27 protein-coding genes are annotated in these 20594 nt (G+C 70.4%); 11 read left to right on the top strand and 16 right to left on the bottom strand.

Features of this window, described 5'->3' with window-relative positions; all coding sequences use genetic code 11:
- Window positions 1–156 precede the first annotated feature (156 nt).
- On the bottom strand, window positions 157–819 hold the full coding sequence (locus tag AB0G01_RS12430; RefSeq protein ID WP_360945175.1) for a trypsin-like serine protease: 663 nt from the start codon (window positions 817–819) through the stop codon (window positions 157–159).
- A 363-nt stretch (window positions 820–1182) separates the two neighbouring features.
- Between AB0G01_RS12430 and AB0G01_RS12425 the strand changes: the two genes are divergently transcribed.
- The 4 genes from AB0G01_RS12425 to AB0G01_RS12410 all read left to right on the top strand — a co-directional run bounded on the left by AB0G01_RS12425 (window position 1183) and on the right by AB0G01_RS12410 (window position 3624).
- On the top strand, window positions 1183–2028 hold the full coding sequence (locus AB0G01_RS12425; protein WP_360943456.1) for an ADP-ribosylglycohydrolase family protein: 846 nt from the start codon (window positions 1183–1185) through the stop codon (window positions 2026–2028).
- A 185-nt stretch (window positions 2029–2213) separates the two neighbouring features.
- Window positions 2214–2372, top strand: a complete 159-nt coding sequence (locus AB0G01_RS12420) for a hypothetical protein (RefSeq protein ID WP_360943453.1) — start codon at window positions 2214–2216, stop codon at window positions 2370–2372.
- 104 nt (window positions 2373–2476) lie between these two features.
- Window positions 2477–2944, top strand: coding sequence for an aminotransferase class I/II-fold pyridoxal phosphate-dependent enzyme (locus AB0G01_RS12415; RefSeq protein ID WP_360943450.1), 468 nt, complete (start codon window positions 2477–2479; stop codon window positions 2942–2944).
- A gap of 74 nt (window positions 2945–3018) precedes the next feature.
- Complete coding sequence (locus AB0G01_RS12410; protein ID WP_360943447.1) at window positions 3019–3624, top strand: response regulator transcription factor; 606 nt, start codon at window positions 3019–3021, stop codon at window positions 3622–3624.
- Window positions 3625–3645: 21 nt separating this feature from the next.
- Here the strand turns inward: AB0G01_RS12410 and rnhA are convergent, their stop codons facing one another.
- Window positions 3646–4098, bottom strand: a complete 453-nt coding sequence (gene rnhA / locus AB0G01_RS12405) for a ribonuclease HI (RefSeq protein WP_360943444.1) — start codon at window positions 4096–4098, stop codon at window positions 3646–3648.
- A 138-nt stretch (window positions 4099–4236) separates the two neighbouring features.
- The gene (locus tag AB0G01_RS12400; RefSeq protein WP_360943441.1) at window positions 4237–5088 is read right to left on the bottom strand and encodes a dihydrodipicolinate synthase family protein; all 852 of its coding nucleotides are present in this window, start codon (window positions 5086–5088) and stop codon (window positions 4237–4239) included.
- 71 nt (window positions 5089–5159) lie between these two features.
- Between AB0G01_RS12400 and AB0G01_RS12395 the strand changes: the two genes are divergently transcribed.
- The gene (locus AB0G01_RS12395) at window positions 5160–6041 is read left to right on the top strand and encodes a LysR family transcriptional regulator (protein WP_360943438.1); all 882 of its coding nucleotides are present in this window, start codon (window positions 5160–5162) and stop codon (window positions 6039–6041) included.
- Window positions 6042–6162: 121 nt separating this feature from the next.
- Here AB0G01_RS12395 and AB0G01_RS12390 read toward each other — a convergent pair whose 3' ends face one another.
- The 7 genes from AB0G01_RS12390 to AB0G01_RS12360 all read right to left on the bottom strand — a co-directional run bounded on the left by AB0G01_RS12390 (window position 6163) and on the right by AB0G01_RS12360 (window position 11559).
- Complete coding sequence (locus AB0G01_RS12390; protein ID WP_360943435.1) at window positions 6163–7506, bottom strand: MFS transporter; 1344 nt, start codon at window positions 7504–7506, stop codon at window positions 6163–6165.
- A gap of 296 nt (window positions 7507–7802) precedes the next feature.
- Window positions 7803–8390 carry a hypothetical protein gene (locus AB0G01_RS12385; RefSeq protein WP_360943432.1) on the bottom strand — a complete coding sequence of 196 codons (588 nt, stop codon included), beginning with the start codon at window positions 8388–8390 and terminating at the stop codon, window positions 7803–7805.
- The gene (locus AB0G01_RS12380; RefSeq protein WP_360943429.1) at window positions 8387–9079 is read right to left on the bottom strand and encodes a hypothetical protein; all 693 of its coding nucleotides are present in this window, start codon (window positions 9077–9079) and stop codon (window positions 8387–8389) included. The genes AB0G01_RS12385 and AB0G01_RS12380 overlap by 4 nt, the downstream gene beginning before the upstream one ends.
- Before the next feature lie 13 nt (window positions 9080–9092).
- Window positions 9093–9416 carry a hypothetical protein gene (locus tag AB0G01_RS12375; RefSeq protein ID WP_360943426.1) on the bottom strand — a complete coding sequence of 108 codons (324 nt, stop codon included), beginning with the start codon at window positions 9414–9416 and terminating at the stop codon, window positions 9093–9095.
- Window positions 9409–9666 (bottom strand): YbaB/EbfC family nucleoid-associated protein, encoded by a 258-nt coding sequence (locus tag AB0G01_RS12370; protein ID WP_360943423.1) that lies wholly within the window; start codon window positions 9664–9666, stop codon window positions 9409–9411. The genes AB0G01_RS12375 and AB0G01_RS12370 overlap by 8 nt, the downstream gene beginning before the upstream one ends.
- Entirely contained in the window at window positions 9663–9998 is a 336-nt protein-coding gene (locus AB0G01_RS12365) for a YbaB/EbfC family nucleoid-associated protein (RefSeq protein WP_360943420.1), read from the bottom strand. Before AB0G01_RS12365 ends, AB0G01_RS12370 begins: the two co-directional genes overlap by 4 nt.
- 1027 nt (window positions 9999–11025) lie before the next feature.
- The gene (locus tag AB0G01_RS12360) at window positions 11026–11559 is read right to left on the bottom strand and encodes a PH domain-containing protein (RefSeq protein ID WP_360943417.1); all 534 of its coding nucleotides are present in this window, start codon (window positions 11557–11559) and stop codon (window positions 11026–11028) included.
- Between the two features lie 240 nt (window positions 11560–11799).
- Between AB0G01_RS12360 and AB0G01_RS12355 the strand changes: the two genes are divergently transcribed.
- Both AB0G01_RS12355 and AB0G01_RS12350 read left to right on the top strand, forming a co-directional pair.
- Entirely contained in the window at window positions 11800–12078 is a 279-nt protein-coding gene (locus AB0G01_RS12355; RefSeq protein ID WP_360943414.1) for a type II toxin-antitoxin system Phd/YefM family antitoxin, read from the top strand.
- Window positions 12071–12475: a type II toxin-antitoxin system VapC family toxin gene (locus AB0G01_RS12350; RefSeq protein WP_360943412.1), complete on the top strand. Its 405-nt coding sequence runs from the start codon at window positions 12071–12073 to the stop codon at window positions 12473–12475. Before AB0G01_RS12355 ends, AB0G01_RS12350 begins: the two co-directional genes overlap by 8 nt.
- 596 nt (window positions 12476–13071) lie before the next feature.
- On the opposite strand, the gene fxlM is transcribed toward AB0G01_RS12350, so the two are convergent.
- From fxlM to AB0G01_RS12325, 5 genes are all read right to left on the bottom strand, one after another.
- Entirely contained in the window at window positions 13072–14319 is a 1248-nt protein-coding gene (gene fxlM, locus AB0G01_RS12345; RefSeq protein WP_360943409.1) for a methyltransferase, FxLD system, read from the bottom strand.
- A gap of 29 nt (window positions 14320–14348) precedes the next feature.
- Window positions 14349–15497 carry a lanthionine synthetase C family protein gene (locus AB0G01_RS12340; protein ID WP_360943406.1) on the bottom strand — a complete coding sequence of 383 codons (1149 nt, stop codon included), beginning with the start codon at window positions 15495–15497 and terminating at the stop codon, window positions 14349–14351.
- Entirely contained in the window at window positions 15494–16015 is a 522-nt protein-coding gene (locus AB0G01_RS12335; RefSeq protein ID WP_360945172.1) for a thiopeptide-type bacteriocin biosynthesis protein, read from the bottom strand. The genes AB0G01_RS12340 and AB0G01_RS12335 overlap by 4 nt, the downstream gene beginning before the upstream one ends.
- 350 nt (window positions 16016–16365) lie before the next feature.
- Window positions 16366–16893 carry a flavoprotein gene (locus tag AB0G01_RS12330; RefSeq protein WP_360943403.1) on the bottom strand — a complete coding sequence of 176 codons (528 nt, stop codon included), beginning with the start codon at window positions 16891–16893 and terminating at the stop codon, window positions 16366–16368.
- On the bottom strand, window positions 16890–18266 hold the full coding sequence (locus AB0G01_RS12325) for a helix-turn-helix transcriptional regulator (RefSeq protein ID WP_360943400.1): 1377 nt from the start codon (window positions 18264–18266) through the stop codon (window positions 16890–16892). The genes AB0G01_RS12330 and AB0G01_RS12325 overlap by 4 nt, the downstream gene beginning before the upstream one ends.
- On the opposite strand from AB0G01_RS12325, the gene AB0G01_RS12320 reads away from it, so the two are divergent.
- From AB0G01_RS12320 to AB0G01_RS12305, 4 genes are read left to right on the top strand one after another with little or no spacing between them, the layout of a single operon-like run.
- Window positions 18259–18495: a hypothetical protein gene (locus AB0G01_RS12320; RefSeq protein ID WP_360943397.1), complete on the top strand. Its 237-nt coding sequence runs from the start codon at window positions 18259–18261 to the stop codon at window positions 18493–18495. The two genes, AB0G01_RS12325 and AB0G01_RS12320, sit on opposite strands and share 8 nt — an antisense overlap.
- 11 nt (window positions 18496–18506) lie before the next feature.
- Entirely contained in the window at window positions 18507–18737 is a 231-nt protein-coding gene (locus AB0G01_RS12315) for a transcriptional regulator (protein WP_360943394.1), read from the top strand.
- A gap of 42 nt (window positions 18738–18779) precedes the next feature.
- Window positions 18780–19355 carry a bifunctional DNA primase/polymerase gene (locus AB0G01_RS12310; RefSeq protein ID WP_360943391.1) on the top strand — a complete coding sequence of 192 codons (576 nt, stop codon included), beginning with the start codon at window positions 18780–18782 and terminating at the stop codon, window positions 19353–19355.
- On the top strand, window positions 19352–19660 hold the full coding sequence (locus AB0G01_RS12305; RefSeq protein ID WP_360943388.1) for a hypothetical protein: 309 nt from the start codon (window positions 19352–19354) through the stop codon (window positions 19658–19660). The genes AB0G01_RS12310 and AB0G01_RS12305 overlap by 4 nt, the downstream gene beginning before the upstream one ends.
- Window positions 19661–19873: 213 nt before the next feature.
- Here AB0G01_RS12305 and AB0G01_RS12300 read toward each other — a convergent pair whose 3' ends face one another.
- Window positions 19874–20542, bottom strand: coding sequence for a hypothetical protein (locus tag AB0G01_RS12300; protein WP_360943386.1), 669 nt, complete (start codon window positions 20540–20542; stop codon window positions 19874–19876).
- Window positions 20543–20594: the final 52 nt, after the last annotated feature.

Below are 20594 nucleotides of genomic sequence, written 5' to 3'. Positions count from 1 at the left end.
GCCTCGTGCCGGTGACCCGGACACGGGTCACCGGCACGAAAAAGGCTCACGGCCCCGATCGCGCGGGGCCGTGAGCCTGGTCAACCGGGTGGGGAGCCCGTCCGCGCGGCCGGGTTCGCCGCCGGGGCCACGCGGACGGGCCGTCCGGAGCGGGGATCAGACCCCGGCGACGGACTGGATCCAGGAGCGGTACCGGGTCACGTTGGTGTACGCGGTGGTGGTCTGCCGGTCGCTCGTGGAGGCCACGCCGATCTGCTGGCCGTTGTACATCATCGGGCCACCGGAGTCACCGCCGGCGGTGATGCCGTTGCCACGACGGGCGCACACCGCGGTGCCGCCGTAGGCGTCGGTGCAGGAGCCGGACACGGTCACGTTCGCGACCTTCAGGCGCTGCGACTGGCAGTTGATCTCCGAGCCGCACCGGGAGGTCGCGCCCCAGCCGTAGACCTGCACCGAGGTGCCGGCACCGGGCGAGGACGCGGCGAGCCGCGCGTAGGTCGCGGACACCGAGCGGTCGAGCTTGACCAGCGCGAGGTCCGAGGAGTGCGTGACGGTCTGCACGCCGTTGGCCATCGTGCCGCCGCTGGACTGGTCCAGGCTGCCGATCCGGAAGGACAGCCCGCCGCCGGTGACGCAGTGCTTGGCGGTCAGGATCCACAGGGGCGCGATGATGGTGGCCGAGCAGGTCTGCCGGCCGTTGGAGAAGAGCCGGGCCGCCCAGGGAGCGCTCGTCGCGTAGCCACCGCCGATGATGTACGGCGTCACGCCGCCGTCCGTCGTGGCCGGCGCGGCCGACGCGGACGGGACGAGGGTGAGCAACGAGAGGGCAGCGGCTGCGAGCGCAGGGATCAACCTGGTGATTCGCAAGGTTCCTCAATTCCGAAGACACGCGATTTCTCGCGCACAGGGTGTCTTTGGTCACGAAATTCGTACCACCCATATGGTGTAAAAGGGATATACCGAACCGGTTATAGCGTGGTGTTAGGCCGACTTTCGGCGGGGTGGGCAAATTCGCCTGACCAGCGCGAACGATACGTTCAACAAAGTTGGGGGTGTGAATGGCGGCGGGCGCTTCAGCCGTTCTGCTGCGGCCATTCGAATCAATGCGGCGCACCCCGACACAGGACCACCGCGGTACCGGATCGCCGGCCGGGCCGCCGTGCGGGCGGTCATGATCGGGCCATGCTGGTCGAACTCGCGATCGGGGACGCGTACGGCGCGGGCTTCGAGTACGCGCCCGCCGAATTCGTCGCCGCGCACAACGCGCTGACGGGGTACGTGCGGCACCCCACCCACCTCGGCATCGCGCCCGGCGCGTACACCGACGACACCCAGATGACGCTCGCGCTGGCCGAACTGCTGGTCGATGGCGACCCGTGGACCCCGGAGGCGATCGCCGCGCGGTTCGTGGACGCGTTCCACCGCGACCCGCGCGACGGCTACGCGCGGGGTTTCCAGGCGTTCCTGCGGGAGGTCCGGACGGGCGCGGACTTCCTGGCCCGGATCCGCCCGGACAGCGACAAGAGCGGCGCGGCGATGCGCGCGGCCCCGCTCGGCCTGCTGCCCTCGGTGGACGAGGTGCTGGACCGCACGCGGGTCCAGGCCCGCGTCACGCACGACACACCGGACGGGGTGGCGTCCGCGTGCGCCGCCGCGCTGGCCGTGCACTACTGCCGGCACGGCCTGGGGCCGGTGGCCGAGGTCGGCGGGTGGATCGCGGACCGGCTCGGGTCGCCGGTGTGGGCGCGGCCGTGGGCGGGGGCGGTCGGCTCGAAGGGCGTGATGAGCGTGCGGGCGGCGCTCACCGCGCTGGCCGGGCGCGGCTCGGCGGGTGAGGTCCTGCGCGCGTGCGTGGCGTTCACCGGGGACGTGGACACGGTCGCGACGGTCGCGCTGGCCGCCGCGTCCACGTCGTCCCAGGTCGTCGCCGACCTGCCGGCCGTGTTGCACGACGGACTGGAGAACGGGCGCTACGGACGCGATCACCTGGCCCGGCTGGACGCCCGACTCCCGCGCCCCTGTTCCTGAGCACGGTCGGCCGGGCCGGGGCCGGCCGGTCCGGCAGGCCGTTGACCGGCTGTTCTCCCGGGTCAGGCTGATTCCGGACGCCTCGACCCCAGCGCGACCGCCCGCCGGCGCGCGACCTCCCGCTCCTGAGCCCTGGGGAACCGCCGCACCCCGCACCCCGTCCAGCTCCCCCCGTCCGCGACCTGGTGGCGCTCACCTCCCGCCCCGAGGTGATCTCGTTCGTCGGCGGCCTGCCCGCCCCCGAGCTGTTCGACCTGGCCGGCCTGCGCGCCGCGTTCGACCGGGCTGCCTGCCCACCACCGGGGCCGACCTGCTCGTCACGACCGGGTCGCAGCAGGCGCTGACCCTCGTCGTCGCAACCCTGCTGGAACCCGGCGCGGTCGTCGCCGTCGAGGAACCCACCTACCTGGCCGCCCTCCAGGCGTTCCGGCTCGCGGGCGCGCGGGTCGTGGAGGACGACCCGTACGGCGAGCTGCGCTACCGGGGCGAGCACGTGCCCGCGCCGGCCTCGATGAGCGACCGCGTGCTGCACCTGGGCAGCTTCTCCAAGATCGGCGCGCCCGGCCTGCGCCTGGGGTGGCTGCGCGCACCCGCCGAACCGCTGCGCACGCTGGTGATCGTGAAGTGGGCCGCCGACCTGCACACGTCTACCCTGGACCAGGCCGCAGCCGCCTACCTGGCCGCCAACGACCTCTTCGCGCACGTCCGGAAGCTGTGCGCGGCCTACCGGGAACGCCGGGACGCGATGGTCGCCGCGCTCGCCCGGGACGTGGCCTTCGTGCCCGGCGCGTCCTTCCACGCCACCACCCCCGACCCGGCGATGCTGCGGCTGTCGTTCACCACCAACACCGTCGAGCGGATCACCGAGGGGGTGCGCCGGCCGGGGTGTGGCGATCACCCCGGGACCGGCAACTGAACGGTCCGCATCTTTCCCCGGTGGTGCACGATCGACCCGGCCCGGTTCCCGTTCCCGGTCCGGAGGAGGCCGTCGTGATCAGGGTGCTGGTCGCCGACGACGAGGACCTCGTCCGGGTGGCGCTGGCGTCGTTGCTGGGGCTGGAGATCGACCTGGAGGTCGTGGCGCTGGCGGCGGACGGCGAGTCGGCGCTGGCGGCGGCCGTCGCGCTCCGGCCGGACGTGGCCGTGGTCGACGCGGTGATGCCCGGCCTGGACGGCTTCGCGGTGGCCGCCGAGCTGACCCGGGTGCTGCCCGGGTGCGCGGTCGTCGTGCTGACCGGCCAGGGCCGGCCGCCGCACCCGCAGCGCGCGCTGGCCGGCGGCGCGAAGGGCCTGGTGCCCAAGGGTGCGCCGGCGGGCGCGCTGGCCGACGTGATCCGGAAGGTGCACGGCGGCGGGCGGTACGTCGACCCGGCGATCGCGGCGCACGCGCTGCTGCCGCCCCGGTGCCCGTTGACCCCGCAGGAGCTGGAAGTGCTGCGGCAGGCCGAGTACGACACCCCGGTCACCGAGGTGGCCCGCCGGATGCGGCTGTCCGTCGGGACGGTGCGCAACTACCTGTCGGCGGCCGTGGGCAAGCTCGACGCGACCGGCCGCCGGGACGCGTTCGCGACCGCCCACGACAACGGCTGGCTGTGAGCCCGGCGCGGACGACCGGTCCTAGCGACCCGCGACCTCGCGCACGCCGCGCACCGCGAGCTGGTCGGCGCGCTCGTTGTCCACGTGCCCCGCGTGGCCCTTCACCCAGTGCCACTCGACCTCGTGCGGTGCCGCGGCCTCGTCCAGCCGCCGCCACAGGTCGGCGTTCTTCACCGGCTGCTTGGCGCTGGTCAGCCAGCCGTTGGCCTGCCACTTCGCCATCCACGACGTGATGCCGTTGCGCACGTACGTGCTGTCCGTGTAGATCCGCACGACGGACGGCCGGGTCAGGCTCTCCAACGCCTGGATGGGTGCCATCAACTCCATCCGGTTGTTGGTGGTCGGTCCGGCGTCGCCGCCGTACAGGTCCTTCTCGTGCTGCCCGTACCGCAGCACCGCACCCCACCCACCCGGTCCGGGGTTACCGCTGCACGCGCCGTCGGTGTAGATCTCGACCTCCACGCCGGGCAACATACAGGTGATCAACCGCAGGCCGCGTCCCACTTGAGCCCACGCCACCCACTTGGTTCTCCGAGACCCCGGACCGCCGCGAGTTCGGCTGCGTTCACCGGCGGGCGATGCCGAACGGGGGGACGGCGTGTGCGGCGGAGGTCACCAGGATCGGCTCACCCGCACCGCTTCCGCGACCAGGGCGGGATCGGCGGCGAGCAGGGGCAGCCGGACGTCGGGGGTCGGGATGCGGCCCTGGGCGTGCAGCAGCCCCTTGACGACGGTCGGGTTCGGCGCGGTGAACACGGCGGCGGACAGCGCGGCGAGCCGCCCGCCCAGCTCCCGCGCCCGGACCAGGTCCGTGCGCCACGCGTCGACCAGTTCGACGAACCGCGCGGTGGCGAAGTGCGCGGACGCCAGGATCGCGCCGTGCCCGCCGAGGGCGAGCAGCGGCGAGATGAAGATGTCGTCACCACCCAGCACGGCGAACCCGGCGGGCGGGTCGGCGAGCAGCTCGACGGTGTCCGCGTCGATCCCGCCCACGGCGTGCTTGACGCCGACCACGTGGGGCAGCGCGGCGATCTGCCGCAGCGCGCCCGCCGACAACGCCTGCCCGGTCCGGTACGGGATGTGGTAGACGACCAGCGGCACCGGCCCGGTGAGGTGCGCGAAGTGCGCGACCACGCCGGCCTCGCCGGGCCGGACGAACGGCGGCACCACGGCCAGCGCGGCGGTGGCCCCGGTGCCCTCCAGCGCGTCCAGGGCGTCCTGGGTGCTCGCGCCGACGATCATCGGCGCGGACCGCTCCCGGCACACGCCGCCCACCACGTCCAGCACGTCGCGCCGCTCCTCGGCGGTCAGCGAGGCCGGCTCGCCGGTGGTGCCCAGCGCGACGATCCCGGCCGCGCCCTCGTCGAGCACCTCGTTCGCCAGGCGCTCCACGGCGTCGAGCGCGACACCGCCGGCGGCGTCGAACGGCGTGACCAGCGGGACGAAGACCCCGGAAAGTGTCATGGACACCAGAGTCCCGCCCCGCATGGATAAGGTCCAGTTCACATTTCTGACGTGAACCGTAAGGTGTCCTGATGCTCGACGTCCGCCGCCTGCAACTCCTGTCCGACCTGCACCGCCTCGGCACGATCGCCGCCGTCGCCCAGGCCCACACCTACACGCCGTCCGCCGTCTCCCAGCAGTTGTCCACGCTGGAACGCGAAGCCGGGGTCCCGCTGCTGGAGCGCACCGGCCGCCGGGTCACGTTCACCACCGCCGGCCAAGTGCTGGTCCGGCACGCGGAAACCGTGCTGACCGCGCTGGAGCGCACCACGGCGGCGCTCGCCGCGTTCGCCACCGGCCTGACCGGGCCGCTGCGCATCGGCGCGTTCCCGACCGCCGTGCGCACCCTCCTGCCGCCCGCCCTGGTCGAGCTGGGCCGCCGGCACCCCGGCCTGGAGCTGATGGTCACCGAGCTGGACCCGGTTGACGTCCCGGCCGCCCTGCGCGACCGGCGGTTGGACACCGGCCTGCTCCAGGACTACGACACCCACCCGGTCAACCCGGACCCGGCGCTGGAGAGCGTGCCGCTGCTGGAGGAGGGGGTCTACCTGGCCACGGCCGGCGCGACCGGTACCCCGGCGGACTTCCGCGACGCCGCGTGGATCATGGGCAGCCCCGGCACCCTCTGCCACGCGGTCGCCGCGCAGGTGTGCCACGACGCCGGTTTCGCGCCGCGCACCCGCCACCACGCCGACGACTACACGACCGTCCTGGCCCTGGTGGCGGCCGGCCAGGGCGTGTCCCTGGTGCCGCGCCTGGCCGCCCCCGAACCGCCCCCGGGCGTCCGGCTCATCCCGCTGCCGATCCGCCGCCGCACCCGCATCGCCTACCGGCGGGGCACGGCCGACCACCCGGCCATCGCCGCGTGCGTGGCGGCGGTCCGCGAGTCGGCCGACACCTACGCGGACCGCTGAACCGCCCACCACAACCGTTCCACCAGGAGAACGTCCACAGTGGACGGTCGCAGACCTGGCCGGTGCCGGTCGTCCAGGTCCGGCCGGTCCGGGCCACCGGCCGATCACCTGCACCGGCACGTCAACGGCCGACCCGCCGCAACAGGGCGTGCGCCCCGAGCCCGGCCGCGACACCGGCGCACCCCAACACCACGACCACCACCCGCAACGCGTCGGTGAAGCCGGAATCCGGCTGCCCGCCGCCCAGCAACGTCAACGCCGAACCCGCCGCCGCCAGCGCGACCGTTTCCGCGGTGAGGCGGGCGGTGTTGAACAGCCCCGCAGCGGCCCCCACCCGGTCGGCGGGCACGCTCGACAACGCCAGCCCGTCCACCACCCCCGTGGTGAGCCCCACGCCGACTCCGGTCAGCAGCAACGCCGGCCACGGCGCGCCGTCCGGCCCGATGCCCACCAGCCCGACCACGCCGACCGAGGCGAGCAGGACCGCGCCGGTCGACAGCAGGCGCGGCGACCGCTTCGCGAGAGCCGCGCCCACCCCCGGGAGCAGCACGGAGGGCACGGTCAGCACCAGCATCCACAGCCCGGCCCGTGCCGGGTCGACCCCGACGACGTCGATGAAGTACGACGGCAGGTAGACCAGGAGCGGCACGAGCAGCCCCATCATCGCCGCCGCCACCAGCGCGTAGCCGAGGAACGCCCGGTCACCGAGCAGCGCGAGGTCGAACATCGGCGCGGCGGCCCGCCGTTCGACCCGCACGAACCCCGCCACGCCCGCGACCGCCGCCACCACCACCGCGAGCACGGCGGGGTGGGCGACCCCGAGTACCGGGGCTTCCACGAACACCCAGATCAACGCCCCGAGCCCAAAGGTGAACAGCGCACCGCCGGCCCAGTCGACGCGCTGCCCGGACCCCCGACCGGGCGGCAGCGCCGGGCACAGCAGCAGCGCGAGCCCGGCGAGCACGGCCGGAACCCAGAACACCGCCCGCCACCCGGCCAGGTCGACCAGGAACCCCGACACCGTGGGCCCGAACGCCAACCCGATCCCCAGGACGGTGCCGAGCGCCCCGAACACGCGGGCGCGCGCCGCGCCGTCGAACGCCGAGGCGAGCGACGACTGGCCGGTGGCGGTGGCGATGGCGGCCCCGACCCCGGCGACCAGCCGGGCCGCGACCAGCCCCCCGACGTCCCCCGCGACCGCGCACCACGCGCTGCCGAGCAGGAAGGCGGACACCCCGACGGCGTAGAGCCGCCGCCGCCCCAGCAGGTCCGCGAGCGAGCCGCCGAACGCGAGGAACGCGGCGAAGCACAGGTTGTACCCGGTGACGACCCACTGGGCGGCGGTCGGGGAGGCGTTCAGGTCACCCGTGAGATCGGGCAGCGCCACCGAAGCGCCGGTGATGGTCAGCGGGAACGACAACGACGACAGCAGGACCGCCGCCGGCACGAGGACACGGCGGTTCACGCCGACCACCGGCCGACGACGACACAGGAGAAGTGCACGAGAGGCTCCGGATTTCGGACGGAGCCGGGTAGCGCTCAGGGGCCACACCGGCGAGGACTCGCGGTGCGGCGGCGCGATGCGCTAAAAGCCCGGGTTCACGCCGCCGCGAGGGCGGCACCCCGGTCCGAGGCGGGCACGGGGACGAGCGTAGCCGACGCGCCCGGCCTGACGGCCTGCCGACCTGACGGCCACGCCGGGCCACGCCGGGCCACGGTCGCTCAGCCCGGCGCGACCTCGTGCGCAGCGGGCGGTCCCGGTCAGCAGCGGGCGGTGGGGGAGCAGTTGCGCAACTGGGCCGCTGCGAGGGTCGCGGCGGCGGTGCGGGTGGTCTCGGGCGGCAGGTCGGTCAGGTCCGGGGCGCGGTCCTTCCCGGCCACGGTGAACTGGACCACGAGGTTGCCGTCGCGCACGGCGGCCCGGCCCGGCGTCCAGGAGAACCCGTCGGGGTGGTCCGGCAGCCCGACCCGCCGGTCCTCGGGCACCTCGTCCCGGGTGCCCTCGTACAGCCGCCGGGCCGCGTCGACGTCGGTCCGCGCGCCACCGGTCCCGGTGAACAGCCAGTAGTCCACCTCGATCCGCCGCCAGGCCGGACCCGGCCGCTCGTCACGCACCTCGAACTCGACCTCGCACCGCATGGGCAGCGTGGACGGCAACCGGTCCCGGCCGGGCAGGCGGTGGTTGTAGAGCACGCCGGCGATCTCGCTCAGCGCGTTCTCCAAACCGGCGAAGCACTCCGTGGGCAACTCCGAGTGCACCTCGCCGATCAGCTCCACGTCCGGCGGCGGCGTGGACGAGCACGACGCCAGCAGCAGTGCCGCGACCACGACCACCGGCGCGCGCTTCATCCGGTCTTCCGGGGCTTCCAGTTGCCGGTCTCGCCGACCGAGGAGGGGATCGGGTCCGGGATGCGCAGCTCCGCCGCCTTGCGCTCCAGCTCGACCGCCGTCCGCCCGTACTCGGTGATGATCGTCAGCGCGTCGTTCATCAGTTGGCTCACCGCGCCCACGAAGTCGGACAGCGCCTGGAGGACCGCTTCGCAGACCGCGCCCCACAGGTTCTTCCACTGCTGCGCCACGGTGCCCGCCGCGTCGAGCACGGCCTGGGCGCACCTGCCGATGAACGTGATGCCGGCCTGGTAGGTCTTGGTGATCGTCTCGCGCAGCTTGAGCATGAGGTCGGACATGCCGGCCATGACGCCGTGGGTGTCCTCGACGACCTTGACCACGTGGTCGACGTAGGCGCTGAACGCGCCGAACGCGGTGCCCTCCCAGTACGCCTTGAGGTCTTCCCGCGCGGACAGGACGCCTTCCTTGGCGTCGCTGACCAGCATGCTCGCCTGCGGGCTCCACGTCCGCGCGAGCGCCGTGACCTTCTCCGGGTGGCCCATCCAGTCCCGGACCTCGTCCAGGAGCTCCCGCGCCAGCCCGTTGCCGGCCTTGAAAGCCCACTCGTTCACGACGGCGGCGGAACCGTAGGGGAACCGGGATTCATCGGCACCCACCGGAACGGGGTAGCCGGGCACGACCTCGACCACGTCGGTGCTCCTCTCAGCGGCCGGGGCGGTCGTCGAGGTAACCGAACTGCCGGTAGTACTCGGCGTCCCGGCTCTCGTACTCGTCGGCCACGGCGCGCAACGCCAGTGCCGCGTTGTTCAACGCCTCGAATCCCTTCGCGAGCCGGTCGAGGATGTTGTTCAAACCCGCGTTGTGGGATTGCGGCACCCGTTCGGTGCGGCCGAGCAGACCCAGGTCGTCGTCGGCCAGGTGGGCGTCGAGCAGGGCGCTCCGGGCGTTGTTCCAGGCATCGGCGACGTCGACGAACTCCTTGGCGTTCCGGCGCATCGCCTCGGGCACCACGTGGAAATCAACCACGCCGACCGCCGTCCGCCTGCCGGATCGCGGTCCGCACGGCCGACGCCACCCTGCTCTCGTTGGTGTAGCGCAGGTTCGCCGGGTCCAGGTCGACCGACAGCAGCTCGCCGTGGCCGCTGACGGTGATCGAACCGAGCGCCGACTCCAGCGGAATCCTGATCCGCGCCGCCGCACGCGCGGCGGCGCGCTGCCCGGCGGCGGCCGTGGCCTCCTCGATCTCCGCCACCAGTCGGCGCGTCTCGTCGTTCACCGGTCCACCCCCTCGGCGGGGAACAGACCGGGCATCAGCGGGTGGAACCGCTCGCGGTGCGTCTCCACGGCGCGGGCCCGAGCCGCGGCGACCGCCCGGACGATCTGGTCCCCCACCGCAGTAGGGCGGGGGCCGTGCAGCACGCCGGGCGTGATCTCCAATTCCAGGAGCGCGCCTTGCCCGTTCACCGCGACGCGCACGTTTCCCGCATCAGACGTACCTTCGAACGACCGCGATTCCAACTCGGCGGTGGTGGCCCGGACCAGTTCCAGTTGAGCGTCGATATCGGCTTTGAGCTGCTGGAAGACGGTGATCTCGGACCTCGGCTCCACGCTGCCCCCTGTATTCGGCTACGTCGTCCGAGCGGAGAGTATCAGCGGTCACCGCGCGGGGTCCCGGAAAAGGCGGTCTACTGCACAGTCGGATGAGGAATCGCCCATCCGGCCCTTTGTCGACCGCCACTTCCGCACTTCAGCGGCGAACGGGGTAAACCGTAGGTGACTGATCAATCGAAATGGTGGAATTACATCTACGCCAAAGGGCGGCAATTCGACCAAACGGTGCCCGGTCGCGTGACGGACCGTTCCCGAGCGGGGAGAAGAGCCGTCCTCCGGGCCGCCCGCCGCTGCTTTGCGGCCCGTAGAACCGCTGGCACGTCGCCGTGAACACCACTCCCGCGCCGCCGCGCACGAGCCTGTCCGGCCCTGGCGGTCGGTGATGAGGATGGTGAAGCTGCCTGCCCGACCAAACTGACCGCCAACCTGGGACCGGGCACGCTCCTGCACAAGGCGACTGCCGTGGTCCTCTACGCCGTCGCGGGATCGCTGGTCCTGGGGAGCCACTCCTCCATGGGCTTGCCCAAGGCCCCTGTGGCCGTCCGCGCCGGATCGGCCCGGCCCTCGACGTACTGGCCGGTCTCACTGGCAAGCTGCTGCTGCTCGTGCCCTGGTGTGCGTGATGGTGTGCTTGGCGTCAACGACGGCCGATCCGGTCACCGGGCCTACGAAGAGTTTGGACAACACGAAACCATGGCACTGTCCGTGACGCCAGTCCTGACGAACCGCCAATCGCTGTCGCTCGCGCTGGGCCCGGTGCTGATCCGCTTCGCGTCCGATCACCGACCTCGTACGTGATTACGTCCAGGCAAGGATCTACGACGACCTGTCGTCGATCACCGACTGAACAGGGCGACGGAGATTCGCTCCTGCCCGCCGGCTGCGACGGATAACGGAGGCGAAAATCAGGCCAGCGAACGGTCGCGACAGCGATCCGCTCCTTGCGTAATGCCACTTGCCCTGGCGGTGAGTCGTTCGGCTCAGCTAAGGCGTCGACTGCATGTGAGAGCCGTGGTGCGCACTCCTACAAACGTGCGAGAAGTTCTCGCTTTTTTGTTTCGAATTCGTCGGTCGTCACGATTCCCGCGTCGCGGAGTTCGCCGAGCTTGCGCAACTGCTCGAACACGTCAGGTCCGGCGGGCGTGGCGCTCGGCTGGACGGCGGCAGGTACCGGCGAAGAGGAGAGCCGGTTGCGGACGGCATCGGCGATCTGCTTGCCGTCCTTCTTGTTCATGTTCTTGATCTCGGCCTTGTTCCCCGAGGCGAAGACGGTGAGGTTGCCCCAAGCCATGCCGGACGACCACTGGACCGAGGAGATCTTCTCGATGGGGAAGTCCTCGGTCACCTGCCTGCCGATGCCGTCCTTGATGAACAACAACCGGCGGTCGCTGAGGACGATCAACCCCTGGCCGGGCCCATATATCCCGGCGGCCATCAGTTCGATCCGCTCACCCTCCCACAAGTACTCCACGAGCCGCTTGATCTCACGACCCGCGCCGACCTTCGCTTGCATCTGGTTCTTCGCCGCCTGGATATCGGGGCGCAGCTCGTCTGCCATTGCACTCCTCGGTCGAACAGTTGTGTTCTGACATCGCGAGCGAGGTGTGTCTTGTTACAAAATTCCACGGCACTGTTCCGCAGAAGGGTGATACCCGGTGGGTCATCGCGGGCCTCAGGCCGGAATTCAATCCACAGTATGCCTTCATCGCCCATGCCGCCCAAGAAGAGTGAATCAGGCGAACGGTAGCCATTTTCAGTAACTGAAGCTCAAAGTACTACGGCGGACTACAGTGGGTCCGTGAAGGTCATCAGCCAACGGGAGTTCCGCAACAACTCCGCTGCGGTCATGGACGCCGTCGAGGCGGGGGAGACCTTCCACGTCACCCGCAACGGCGTCGAGATCGCCGAGGTCCGCCCCCTGCCCCGCTGGCGACGCTGGACGGCGGACGAACTCGTGGCACGGCACCGGAGGCTGCCGCCGGTCGATCACGGCCGCATGAGGCGTGAGGCCGACGACCACTTCGGCGGCGAAGACCGCGTCGGTGGGGACGACCTTGGGGAGAGGGAGCGTGGCTGAGCGGCACGCGGCAGGTGTGTTGGACACCTGTACCTACATCGGCCTGGGCCTGCTCGATCCGGCGAAGTTGCCGGAGATCCCCGAGTTGACCGCGATCACCTTCGCCGAACTGCACCAGGGGGTGGCGATGGCCAAGGACGCCGCCACACGAGCCGCGCGGACTGAGAAGCTGGGCGCTGCGATCGTGGAATTCGAGCCGCTGCCGTTCGACGGCCCGGCAGCCACCCGCTTCGGCACGTTCATGGCACTGACCCTGGACGCGAACCGCAACCTGAAACCGCGCCGTTCGGAGCTGATGATCGCAGCCATCGCATCGGCCCGTGACCTGCCGCTCTACACGCGCAACGCCAAGGTCTTCGCCGGACTCGACAGCATGGTCGAGATCATCGAGGTGTGAGAGCGGGTCCGGTAGGACTCCTCTCCGGCCAGTCAGGGAACCAATCGCCACCCGAGTTCGGTCGACCGCCGGGCGCACCCCGACGGCTGATTCAGGGGCAAGCAAGGAAGGCAATGACCACCTCCTCGTCGTCATCAACCTGGTCCGCGATGACGACAGCATCGCCGACACCTACCGCGACTGGCCGCGCTGGTGGCAGTGGTGTCCGGAGGTCGAGCAGCGTCTCGACCTGACCCCGGATCTCACCGGCTAACAAGACAGCGCCGATCCGGTCGACACGTGCCGAGGTCGAGAAGGCCACCCGCTACCGACGAGCGGACACCAACCGGGACTTGCTGCGTACGAAGGTCCGTACCGCAGTCGTCGAGGCATCCTCGGTGGAAGTTCATCGCGCTGCTGGAGCGCGACCTTCAGGCGGCGGTGTCCTGAACCTCTGTTCGGGCATCGAGTGGGTCGGCACAAGAGTGTGGAGCCCCGTGCCGACCCGAACCGACGTCTGCGGTCAACCGACCAGCCTCGACGCGGGCCGTGCGGACTTGGCCGGCGGTGTGGGACCTGGACTTCCACCCCTCAATCCGCACAGCGTGGCCTTGAGGTCAGCCGGGCACGTCGTCATAAGTGAGCATGAACCTGCTGTAATTCTTGACGATGGCGGGCCCGACCAGCTCGCTGTCCGGCGTGTCGGCGGGGTGGACGATCAGGGTGGGCTTGCGTCGATCCCGCTCGGGTGTCGAGGCCCGGATCTCGTCGCACAGGTGCTCGGTCAACTCGGCGGCAGCCGGACCGTGGCCGATCGCGCCCAGCTCCCAACGCACCTCGTCCCCACTGGTCTGGCGACGAGAGGTGAGGTAGGCCAACGAGTCGCCCTCGACCAGTGCCGGGGAACGGAACGCCTGGATCGGGTCGCAGATCTCGGGTGCGACATCGGAGTGGGCGTCGATCCGGCACACGCGCTGGTCGGTGACAGTAAGGCGGAGCCAGATCCCGTCGTGCGGCTCATCGCCGGCGATGGAGACGCCTGACCAGGCTGTGGTGCGCGGCTGGTCGAGCACGCCGCGCAGTACGTTCAGGTCGACGGCCTGATCTCGATCCCAGTGGAGCTTGACCGTATCGTCGGCGGTGATCGGGCCGCTGAGTTCACCCTCGTCGGCGTTGACCAGGTACACGAAGCCGCACAGGTGGATCGAGTCGGAGACCAGCCGACCTTCCAAGTAGGTGAAGCCGACGCTGCGTGCCTGGCCGCGCCAGCGCAGCGGGGCGACCAGTCGTGCACCGGGGGCGAGCTGCCGCCACCAGGCGGCGGGGATGTCCCAGGGCGAGACGGTGGCGATGAGGCGGTCATAAGGCGCGTGGTCGGGGTAGCCGAGCCCGCCGTCACCGGTGATCACGTGAACGTCGCCGTGGCCTGCGGTGGTCAGGTTGCGTGAGGCTTGCGCGGTGACATCCGGGTCGATGTCGATGGTGGTCACCAGGTCGGCGCGGCCGGCCAACCGGGCGAGCAGGCCGGCGTTGTAGCCGGTTCCGGCACCGATCTCCAGGACTCGGTTGCCCGGCTGGACGTCGAGCTGGTCGAGCATCATGGCGACCACGAACGGTGCCGAGGCGCACGACAGCGAGCGGCCGTCCTCGAAGCGGTGGGTGATCACCGCCTGCCACGGGTTGTAGGCGGATTTCAGGTCGGCCTCGGGCACGAACTCGTGGCGGGGCGTGTCCCGCAGGACGCTCTCCACCTCCTCGCGCTGGGCATACCCGGCCCTGCGGACCTTCTCGACCATCTCAGCGCGCAACGCCTCGGGCGAGGCGGCGGTGTCGGCCGTCGGGTCGGTGGCGGTGTCGGAATCCATCGGTTCCTTTCGTCGTTCAGCGGTCGTGGTCAACCGTCCAGCAGCAGGCAGGCGTCCCACCGCGTGATGGGCGTCGTGTCGGTGGTCGCGGCACGCTGTGCCAGCCGGACACCGGCTTCCCCGTTCAGCAGCCCGTGTGGCGTCGGCGGGTGGTGGAGCAGGTGCTCGGTCAGCCGCTCGGCGAGCCGGGGAACGAGGGCGCGCACCTGTTCATCGTGCTCGCCCACTCGCCAGGCAGTGTGCAGCACCCCGGCCCACCCGTGGCACAGCGACACATCGCTGAGCTGGGTCAATTGGGCTTCGTCGGTCAGGCACCAGGCCAGTGCCCGTTGGGTGAAGCGTTGCCGGCGGGTGTCGCCGAGGGCGAGCGCGGCCAGTTGTTGGGCGCGAGCGATGCCCAGGGTGCCGTAACACCAGGACGGGCGGTGCGGGCCGTCCGATCGTGGGGTGCCGGTGGCGTGTTCGGCCCGGGTGATCGCGCCGGGCCACCACACCCGGTGCCCGCTCCCGCAACGCCAGTGGTCCAGCCAACGGCAGATGCGGTCCACCGCCTCGGCGTGACCGGGTACGACAACCTCGCGCCGCATCGCCAGCGCCAGGAGCGCCAACGGTCCGGCGATTCCATGCGCGACGCCGAGGTTGCCGTGTCCGCCCGCCCAGTCGGGTCCGGAATTGGTTGGCCCGTTGACGGCCCACCATCCCGGCAGGCCATCAGGGCGTGGTTCGGTCAGGCGCACCAGGTAGACGAGCACGTCAGCCAACTGCGTTCCGTGCCTGTCTGTGCTGCCGCGCCGGCGTAGGAGGTACACGCCGAGGCCGGTCAGCCCGGAGACGAGGTCGAACTCTCGCTTGGCAGGCAGTTCGCCGGAGTCGATCCGGCGGTGAGCGGCGTCCAGGCGGGCGTGGATGATCGCCTCGACACACCCGTTCACCGCGGCCAGCGCACGGTGGTGGGCGGTCGCGGCGAGGGTGAACGCCACAGCCGGTGCGCCGTCGAACAGCGTGGCCTGGTGCGGGTGCGCCAGCACCGGGTCGGCGACCATCGCCGTCAGCCACTCCTCAGCGTCCTCGCCCAGCTCCAAGTGCAGCAGTGCCGTGCCCGCCGCACCGTCGGCCAGTGACTGCGCCCATTGGGCGGTCCTGACATCGCGGACCTGTCCGCGTCCTTGGACTGTCATGCGATGTCCTGAGTGGTTCGCCAGACTGCGGCGGCCTGCCGCGCCAACCGCAGACAGATCGCCTCGCGATCACGGTTCACGCCCAGCGCGCGGTTGTGGTGCATGTGCAGCAGTGAGTGCAGCACGCGGTCGATGTCCACGCCGTCGGGCAGTGCTCGGCGGTACCGGGCGAGCGCGTCGGCGCGTTGCCGGTGAACCTCGGAGACGGCAGACCATCCGGGAACGCCGGCCTGCCATCCGTCGCGTACCAACCGCGTGACCTCGTTGACCTCCGCGCGGTCGGGAACGGCTGGGGTGGCCTGGGCGCTCAACCAGTCCGCAGCGGCGGCACGGCGGCCGAGGAACGCAGTGGCCACGTCAAACATCGACAACCCGGTGAGCACAGTCGGAGCGACGTCATCGGCAGCCAGGTAGGTGAGTCGGGCGAGCACCAGGTGGGAGTCTGCGGTGAAGACGCCCTCTGCCTCTTCCATCGCGATGTAGCGGCCGACCTCGGGGAAGTAGGTGTCGAACGCCAGCCGTCCGATCAGCCCTTCAGCACGCAGTCGGTCACCCCACGAGGTGACTGCGGAAGTCCTTGGCGATCTGCCCGACGGTCACGCCGGGCTCACGGTCACGGGCGACCCGCACGACATCGTCGCGGAACTCCCGGGGGTAGGGCTTGGGCACAGCGACATCCCCCCAGCTCACCATCACGGCAAGCCAACTCAGATGTCACCAATCCGTGCATCAGACCCGCAGGAAGATGCGGGGAGTCGCTCGCACCCGTAGCGTGCTTGACACTGGCGCGTACCGCGGTGTGGAGCGGCGCAGCGAAGGCTTGGGTCCACAGGACGTCGGCGGCTGAACGTACGAGCATCAACGGGGCTCACTCCACCGCATCAAGAGCCAGGTGCCACGGGTAGTTGGCCATGACACGACCTCCGTGCCTAGGCGGATGAGGCTGGAAGCCACCTTCACCGAAGAGAACCTTCACGCCTGCTGCTCGCAACGCGCTGATGCTGCGGTCCAGCACTGCGTTCGCGGCGAGGGCAGTGTTCACGAACGGTAGGACCGCGATCGGCACACCGAGACCGGTCAACTCCGCGAGCTGGGTCAGGACGTAGGTATCGGCGATACCGGCCGCCCACTTGTTGATCGTGTTGTAGGTGGCCGGAGCCACGATGACGGCGTCGGCGCGGGGGAGTGCGGCCTGACCTTGGCGCTGGTAGCCGGTACGGACGGGGTGGCCGGTGAGGTGTTCGAGCTTGTCGAGCGCGAGGAAGTGCTCGACGGCGGCAGGCGTGGCGACGCAGTAGACGGACCAGCCACGCTCGTGGGCCAAGGTGATGACCTTGTCGACGTGGTCGGCCGGGCCTGCGCCGCAGATCATCAGGTAGAGGACTCGGTCGGTCACGCGGGGACTCCGGCTCGGTGGGCGATCTGGCGGACCTGGCGGGCGGGTTCGCCGCTCGTGGTGGACAGCAGGGTGCGTACGAGGTTGTGTGTCGACGGGCGGCAGCGGACTTCCTGCGGGGCGATGCGTTCGGCCTGGGCGAGGGTGCGGGTGGCGGCTGTGTAGTTGCCGCAGTGGGTGTTGGCCGTGGTCAGGTCCAGCAGGTAGTTGGCCCGGCGCTCCGGGGGCAGGGCAGTGATGGCGCTCGGCGAGATGGTGTCGGCGTAGCGGAGCGCTGCCTCGGCCTCGTAGAGGCGGACCAGGGCCGACACCCGGTGGATGGCAACGTTGGCGGTGCCGAACTGGGTGTCGCGGGTGTCGTAGTGCGGCTCCATGCGCCCGGCGACCCGACCGGCTTCCGCGTGCATTTCCAGGGCCAAGGCCGCGTCTTCCTGCTTGGCGGCGGTGATCGCGGTGGTCAGGTAGAGCATTCCGTGGAGGGCGAGCAGGCCGGCCGGATTCTTGGGGACCTCGGGGCGCATCCGGTCGGACATGTCCAGGAGGGTGTTGACGGCCTCGGTGCGTTGCCGGGCAGCGGTCATGGCTCGGGCGACACTGCGGGTGGCGCGGGCCTGGGACCAGGTGTCGTCGACGGCCAACGCCGTGTGCATCGCGCGATCGGCGGCCAGCCAGGCGACGTCGTGGCTCTCGAACTTGAGCAGCACCGACGAGGCGATGCGGTAGGCCGTGACCAGCACCCGGTGCGCGGCCACCTGGTCGGCGGACGGCGCGGCGATGATCGCGAGTTGCGCGGCTTCCAGGAGCTTGGGCAGGCGCTGGGCGACGGTCGTGAAGTGGGACGAGGTCCAGGCGTGGTTGATGTACTCGGCTTGGCGGGCCAGATGGGTGACCGCCGCTGGTTCCTGGTGTGAGGTGGCCAAGCCTGGATAGCGACCAAGTGCCGAACGGATAGCGGCGACTTCGGCGGGGTCGACGCAGTCTGCGGCGCGGGCAGCCGCCGGGGCATCGGTCAGTACGTTCGGGTCGACGGAGAGAGCTTCGGCGATCAGGTCGATGACGGGGATGCGGGCCAGGTCGCGCTCACCGGTCTCGATCTTGTCCAACCACGAGGTGGAGCGGCCGATCATGTCGGCGAACTGCTTGCGGCCCAGGTTGCGGCGCAGTCGCCAGTAGCGGACGCGCTTGCCGATGTGATCAGGGGTGTCCAGCACCGGGGCTCCCTTCAGCCGGGTGGCGTCTGCGCCTACGGCCAGGGTAGCTCTCGGGTGGTCACACATTTTGTACAACTCGTCACGCTCGGTCGTCCCTAGCTTGGCCAGTGCGATTCGACTTCGAATGGCGTAGGCGCAGGACGGGGCGAGCGTGATGACCAAGGACGAGTTGCTGTTCAACGCATGGTTGACCAACGTCAACACCCGTCTAGGTCGGTACATCGTCCGCCTGGTGGACGAGAACTCCCACGCTGTGCCACCCGATCAAGAGCGGAAGTACAGCGTCGAGTCGACCCAGGTCGAGGTGGCGTTGGCTGATGACCTCGGGCAGTTGGCTCGGGCCATCGAGTTGAAGGCCACCGGACAGCCGTTCCCAGTGTCCGGCGAGTGAGGCCGGTTCGGGTGTCTCACTCGGTCCGGCTACGGACGACGGCGTTCTCCAGAGCAGCCCGACTTGGTGGGTTCCACTCGGACTACGCGCTGGCCAAGGCGATGGATGTGAACCGGTCGACGGTGGCCCGGGTGGTCAGCGGCGAGCTACAGCCGGGACCGGCCTTCATCGGCGGTGCGCTGGTCGCCCTCGCTCCCATGCAGTTCGAGGACCTGTTCGAAGTCCGGACGGTGGGCAAGTAGGTGTCGCGCGATTCGGTGTTCTCCAAGCAGAGAAGTGCTGTCGTGCTGGGCAATGTGCGGGACGTGGAGCAGTCCGAGGAGCTGCGGAAGGCGTTGGAGTACGCGGAGATGGGGTGGCCTGTGCTGCCTGGGGCGGTGTGGCACGACGGGCACTTCGTCGACCCGGCCAACGGAGAACCGACGGAGAGCGCCATGCTGCGGCCGATCGACACGGCCACGACCGACCCCGACCTGATCCACGAGTGGTGGAGCTCCGACGGCCTGCAGGTGCCGGCCGTGCTGGGCGTCACCGGTCCGAAGTTGAGCGCGGTGACGGTGTACGAGACGTTGGCGGAGGTCATCCTCGGGCACAAGTGGTTCGCCACCAGGCCCACGCCGATGCTGGGACTGGCGCAGATGCCGTTGGCCTACTTCCTGGTGCGCCCACCGGTCCCGGTGGTGATGGTGCGGGACGACGTCCGGGTGCTCCCGGAAGGCACCACATTGCCGCTTCCGCCCACGGCTGTAGGGCAGGCGGCGGCGTCGTGGCTTGTGTCGCCTGAGGAAGCGGGCAACGTGCTGCTGCTCGGTGACGAGTTCGCGGACATGGTTGCCGGCCTTGCGCAGGAGGGCCGGTGAGCGGCCTGACCGAAGTCCGGCACGGGACGGACAAGGAGTTCGCCGGGTTCCTGACAGAGCTGGTGCGGGACGTCGCGCCCCGGCTGTTCGCCATCGTGGAGGAGTACGGCGATCGAGAGGACGCCGAGATCGCTGCCTACGGCCTGGCCTTCGGCGACCGCGCCGACATCAACTCCGCGGACGGCGACTTCCAGATGCGTTCGCAGAGCCCAGAGAGCGCACTGGCGTTGTTCGCACTCAGCGCAGGAACAATCGACGTGAGCCGTCTCCACCTGGTGTGGCTCGACGGCGCGGTAGTCGCGTAGCCGTTCGCTGTCGCCGGCAACGGCTGACCACATGTCGACGCTGTGCAGAGGACCACGGTCCCCTGCACAGCGTCGATGCGGTTCACGACCGACGCCTGCTCATCGCGTGCGTTTCGATGGACCTTCCGAAGGGTGGAGCCGGTACGTAGGGGAGCGGTGGGGCAGTGGGCTTCTCTCCTTGCTTGGATTTCGTGCGGAACGAGTTGGCAACTGCTAAGGCGCTGGCATTGCTTCGGCGTGGGATGTCATCAAGCCAGCGGCTTGGCGTGTGGCGACAGCCTGCGCGTGCTGGCGGCTTCGCTCGCGCCAGGCCGCAATCTCTGTCAGCAGAGCGACGAGGACGAGTACAAGTGCCAGCGCCGCCGAGCCGGTGCTGACCCGCTTGGACATCACGCCTGCCTTCAGCACTTGGCGTGCCGCCGCACGGAGTTCGAGCGCGACCACGGACCACTGGGCCGGGTGGTGTTTCCGTGGTGCTCCAGCGGCCGGTTCGTATGCGGCTGCTGCCTCCTTCAGAACACTGGGGCCCGGATCGCCGATGGTTCGTGATACCGCGAGGAGCATGTCTACGGCAGCGTGTGCGATGTCGTCGCCGTCGCCCGGCGAGACCGCCTCGGCCGCGTTGAGCGTCGCCAGCTGCCGAAGTGCATCGTCTGCGGCTGATGTTGCGTCGGCCAAGAGTTCGGTGTCGGTATGGCTGTCGTCAGTTGGTTGGGTCGACGGCCAGCGAGCAGCAATCTGGGGGCCCGACAGATCGTGAGCCAGACTGCTGCCGCTGAACCACACCCGGCCATCTGGTGACGTCGTGCTCCAGTCGCTGGCCATCGCCACTCGATAACCGACCAGGCGGTGCTCCTGATCCCAGCGGGCTTCCACGGTCACAAGGGGCTCCCGTTGGAGGAGACTGATGAACTCCGCGGGAGAAGCGGCCTCT

Origin of the sequence: Actinosynnema sp. NPDC023587, assembly GCF_040640215.1 — a bacterium.
Taxonomy (GTDB): Bacteria; Actinomycetota; Actinomycetes; order Mycobacteriales; family Pseudonocardiaceae; genus Actinosynnema.
This window is presented reverse-complemented; position numbering and strand designations above follow the sequence as displayed.

What these genes read in the sequence shown, in the direction of transcription:
- AB0G01_RS12385 (WP_360943432.1), bottom strand. Translation starts at nt 8,390, where the DNA reads ATGAAGCGCGCGCCGGTGGTCGTGGTCGCGGCACTGCTGCTGGCGTCG.
- AB0G01_RS12340 (WP_360943406.1), bottom strand. Translation starts at nt 15,497, where the DNA reads ATGACAGTCCAAGGACGCGGACAGGTCCGCGATGTCAGGACCGCCCAA.
- rnhA (WP_360943444.1), bottom strand. Translation starts at nt 4,098, where the DNA reads ATGTTGCCCGGCGTGGAGGTCGAGATCTACACCGACGGCGCGTGCAGC.
- fxlM (WP_360943409.1), bottom strand. Translation starts at nt 14,319, where the DNA reads ATGGATTCCGACACCGCCACCGACCCGACGGCCGACACCGCCGCCTCG.
- AB0G01_RS12425 (WP_360943456.1), top strand. Translation starts at nt 1,183, where the DNA reads ATGCTGGTCGAACTCGCGATCGGGGACGCGTACGGCGCGGGCTTCGAG.
- AB0G01_RS12400 (WP_360943441.1), bottom strand. Translation starts at nt 5,088, where the DNA reads ATGACACTTTCCGGGGTCTTCGTCCCGCTGGTCACGCCGTTCGACGCC.
- AB0G01_RS12320 (WP_360943397.1), top strand. Translation starts at nt 18,259, where the DNA reads ATGACCAAGGACGAGTTGCTGTTCAACGCATGGTTGACCAACGTCAAC.
- AB0G01_RS12395 (WP_360943438.1), top strand. Translation starts at nt 5,160, where the DNA reads ATGCTCGACGTCCGCCGCCTGCAACTCCTGTCCGACCTGCACCGCCTC.
- AB0G01_RS12360 (WP_360943417.1), bottom strand. Translation starts at nt 11,559, where the DNA reads ATGGCAGACGAGCTGCGCCCCGATATCCAGGCGGCGAAGAACCAGATG.